This is a genomic window from Kordia sp., assembly GCF_045105435.1.
Taxonomy (GTDB): domain Bacteria; phylum Bacteroidota; class Bacteroidia; order Flavobacteriales; family Flavobacteriaceae; genus Kordia.
In genome coordinates, this window is sequence record NZ_JBGCDL010000195.1 from 1 (window position 1) to 3359 (window position 3359).

General features: G+C 29.7%; 7 protein-coding genes. All 7 read left to right on the forward strand.

Annotated elements, in window-relative coordinates; translation table 11 throughout:
- Positions 1-192 precede the first annotated feature (192 nt).
- Entirely contained in the window at positions 193-510 is a 318-nt protein-coding gene (locus AB8B65_RS10355) for an HTH domain-containing protein (protein ID WP_405300899.1), read from the forward strand.
- 115 nt (positions 511-625) lie between these two features.
- Positions 626-808: a hypothetical protein gene (locus tag AB8B65_RS10360; protein ID WP_405300900.1), complete on the forward strand. Its 183-nt coding sequence runs from the start codon at positions 626-628 to the stop codon at positions 806-808.
- Between the two features lie 29 nt (positions 809-837).
- Complete coding sequence (locus tag AB8B65_RS10365; protein ID WP_405300901.1) at positions 838-1026, forward strand: hypothetical protein; 189 nt, start codon at positions 838-840, stop codon at positions 1024-1026.
- 153 nt (positions 1027-1179) lie between these two features.
- Complete coding sequence (locus AB8B65_RS10370) at positions 1180-1509, forward strand: type II CAAX prenyl endopeptidase Rce1 family protein (protein WP_405300904.1); 330 nt, start codon at positions 1180-1182, stop codon at positions 1507-1509.
- A 380-nt stretch (positions 1510-1889) separates the two neighbouring features.
- Entirely contained in the window at positions 1890-2141 is a 252-nt protein-coding gene (locus AB8B65_RS10375) for a type II toxin-antitoxin system ParD family antitoxin (protein WP_042297154.1), read from the forward strand.
- Entirely contained in the window at positions 2134-2433 is a 300-nt protein-coding gene (locus AB8B65_RS10380; RefSeq protein ID WP_405300902.1) for a type II toxin-antitoxin system RelE/ParE family toxin, read from the forward strand. Before AB8B65_RS10375 ends, AB8B65_RS10380 begins: the two co-directional genes overlap by 8 nt.
- A 245-nt stretch (positions 2434-2678) precedes the next feature.
- A partial coding sequence (locus AB8B65_RS10385; protein WP_405300903.1) for a DUF6090 family protein occupies positions 2679-3359 on the forward strand: 681 nt, incomplete at its 3' end.

The window sequence follows — 3359 nt, forward strand, 5'->3', positions numbered from 1 at the left end:
GTAACAACACGTTCGCTAACAATATGTATAATCCATACTAGTCGATTTTCCATTGGAAAATCTCCCTGTTTTTACTATATTTATTACGCGGTCCGAAATCTTGTAGATTTCTAGACCGTACAAATTATACACGGAACGTTAGCGGTAATATGAGACCGATAGAAACGAAAAAGATTATGAACAAAAATTAATATGAAAAACTTAAAGTCCCTCGAAAGATTACAACAGTTACACAATTTAACTACTAATGAAAATACAGGCACTCCTCAAGAACTAGCAGAACTACTGAGAATTAGCAAACGCTCAGTACAATCATTAATAGAGCAGTTAAGAGATTACAATGCTCCTATTTATTATAGTAGAAATAGAAAAACCTACTATTATTGTGATGATTTTGATATAAATATCTCTATTTCTGTAAGTGTATTAACTAACAATGAAGTAACACAAATATTCGGCGGTAGTTATTTTTTGAAAAATAATTTATTCGACGCAAGAAAGTTGCACTGAACAAAATTACATTTGTATATGCAAAACAATACTAGATGCATATGGTAGCGTTTTGATATGGATTGTAAAAGGTTTACAACCAAAAATGAATTAATAATTTTTAAAACGTATTTTTATGAAAAATTTACAAAATTTTGGCGTTCAAGAATTGAATGTTCAAGAACTTATTGAAATTGATGGTGGAAAAATCCCATGGAAAAAGTTAAAAAAATGGGGTGGAAAATTTATGGAATGGGCAGGAATATATGATGCTATTGATGAGTTTAGTGCAGGATTTGCTGAAGGTAATTGTCAATAATATTTTTTTAACAAAAATAATTTTAAATTATGAAAAATATTGAAGAATTTAACGTTTCTATATTAAATATAAATGAAACAAAATTAATTAATGGAGGGGGAATTTTTAGAGATTTTGGAAAATGGTGTGGAGAAGCATGGTGTGCAACAAAAGGTTTTTTAAAAGAACTTGCAAGCCATTCAGATAAAATAGTTCACCCTGGTACAACGTTTCAATAAAATATGATTGAATACATTTATAAATTAAAGAGGAAAACCAATCGTATTCCTCTTTTTTTTATCATTTTTATTATAGATTTAGTTTTTCATTTAGTTGTTTCCTACATAGTAACAATTTATAACCCTGAACTATTAGACGTATTTGATAAAAAGATGTCTTTGACTGAAATTTTTATTCTTTCTGTTATTATTGGACCATTAATAGAAACTTTTTTATTCCAATATTTAATCATTGAAATACTTTATTTCTTTAAAAAAATAAAAATTAATACTATCATAATTATTTCATCAATTACATTTAGCCTAATACACTATTATAACTTAATTTATATTTTAGTCACTTTTTTATCGGGAATAATTTATGCTTCATATTATTTATACTTAAAAGTAGAAAAACAAAAATCTCCTTTTTTGTATATTTGGTTTCTTCATTCACTATATAATTTTAGTGTATTCATTTTAGATGATATTTTAAGTTGGTAATCCCTGATTTTTTTTAAATGACGAGATGATATGACAAAATACTACCGCCAACAACGTGTATATTTTATTGCTTTCTTTTAGCTAACTTACGAAAGTCCTCGCGGGCTACCTATCTGTGATTTATTTGCTAACTTTAGTGCTTAAACACGCAACGAAATCATACACAAACAATCTCCTTTAGGTCCAATCGAGGAAAACTGCGCTTATCAATAGCTATATGCAACCTGTCCACGTTTAATCTGTATTTATAAAGTAAAAGCAATAAATTGCTTAACTTTAAAATCCAAAACGCGGCTTCACATAGCCCTGCGTTGTGTGCAATTTGACAAAAATTTCGTCATTATACCAAAATTTGGTATATTTGAGTAAATTTATGTCGAATGAATAAAAACACATCAATATCACTCGGAAATTATTTTGACCAATTCGTTCAAAGTCGAATAAGTGAAGGAAGGTTTAAAAACGTTAGCGAAGTCATTCGTGCTGGATTGAGACTTTTAGAAGAAGAAGAAAGTAAAGTAATTGCTTTAAAAACCGCAATACAGGAAGGAATTGACAGCGGAATTGCACACGATTTTGACCCAAAAAAGCATTTGGAATCTCTAAAAGCGAAAAAGCACTCGAATGGCTGAATATAAATTGACTAACAAAGCTGTCGAGGATTTATCAAAGATTTGGGATTATACATTTGAGGTTTGGTCGGAAAAACAAGCTGATAAATATTATGATGGACTGATTTCCAACTGTGAAGAAATTGCGGAAAACCCTGAATTAGGAAAAAACTACAAAGGAATATCAAAGCAGCTTCTCGGAATCAAAGCAAATCGACACATAATATTTTACAGAACGTTGGAAAAAAATTATGTTGAAATAACGAGAATATTGCACGAACGAATGGATTTGAAGAAAAGAATAACCGAATAAAAACTGCACACAACAATGGCTATAAGTAATTGCTTGTTCTCGCTTACTTCTGAAAATCCTTGCGGATTTTCAGCTTGGTGTATACTTGCAAAGTTAAATGCAAAACCACGCAACTAGCTATATGCAACCTGACCACGTTTAATCTGTATTTATAAAGTAAAAGCAATAAATTGCTTAACTTTAAAATCCAAAACGCGGCTTCACACAGCCCTGCGTTGTGCTTCATTACCAGAAACCGCTAACCAATGATAAAATTCTTTAGAAGAATAAGACAAGATTTACTCTCAAATGGAAAAACTGGCAAGTATTTTAAATATGCTCTTGGAGAAATTATTCTTGTCGTTATTGGAATTTTAATAGCATTATCAATCAATAATTGGAATGACAAACGCATAAAACAAAAGAAAGAAATCAAATATATTTCGCAAATTCACGAAGAATTTCTTTTAAATAGAGCACAACTTGACACAGCGACCTATTACCATTTAAAAGGTTATAAAAATGCTAATAAAATATTAGCTATGATGCCAATAAATATAGAGAGTGTTAACTTGGATTCTCTATCTTATTATATTGAAGGGACGTTGGATCATTGGACATTCAATCCTCAACAAACTGCAATCATTTCTTTATCAAGCACATCATCTTTTGATATTATCTCTAACAACGAATTGAGAGTTTTATTACAAAATTGGACTGAACTCGTTTCTGATTATCAAGAAGAAGAAAATACGTCTAAAACTTTTAGTCATGATTATTACTTGCCATATTTAAGACAAAATATTGCATTTAAAAACTACGCCAATACAGATGAAACAATACTTAAACACTCCAAAATTGATTTAAACTTTCTGAACGAATTGGAATTTGAAAACCTTATTCATAATCGAATGATATTTATTGAAGATATTGTAAATCCACCTGGA

What these genes read in the sequence shown, in the direction of transcription:
- AB8B65_RS10360 (WP_405300900.1), top strand. Translation starts at nt 626, where the DNA reads ATGAAAAATTTACAAAATTTTGGCGTTCAAGAATTGAATGTTCAAGAA.
- AB8B65_RS10365 (WP_405300901.1), top strand. Translation starts at nt 838, where the DNA reads ATGAAAAATATTGAAGAATTTAACGTTTCTATATTAAATATAAATGAA.
- AB8B65_RS10355 (WP_405300899.1), top strand. Translation starts at nt 193, where the DNA reads ATGAAAAACTTAAAGTCCCTCGAAAGATTACAACAGTTACACAATTTA.
- AB8B65_RS10380 (WP_405300902.1), top strand. Translation starts at nt 2,134, where the DNA reads ATGGCTGAATATAAATTGACTAACAAAGCTGTCGAGGATTTATCAAAG.
- AB8B65_RS10370 (WP_405300904.1), top strand. Translation starts at nt 1,180, where the DNA reads ATGTCTTTGACTGAAATTTTTATTCTTTCTGTTATTATTGGACCATTA.
- AB8B65_RS10375 (WP_042297154.1), top strand. Translation starts at nt 1,890, where the DNA reads ATGAATAAAAACACATCAATATCACTCGGAAATTATTTTGACCAATTC.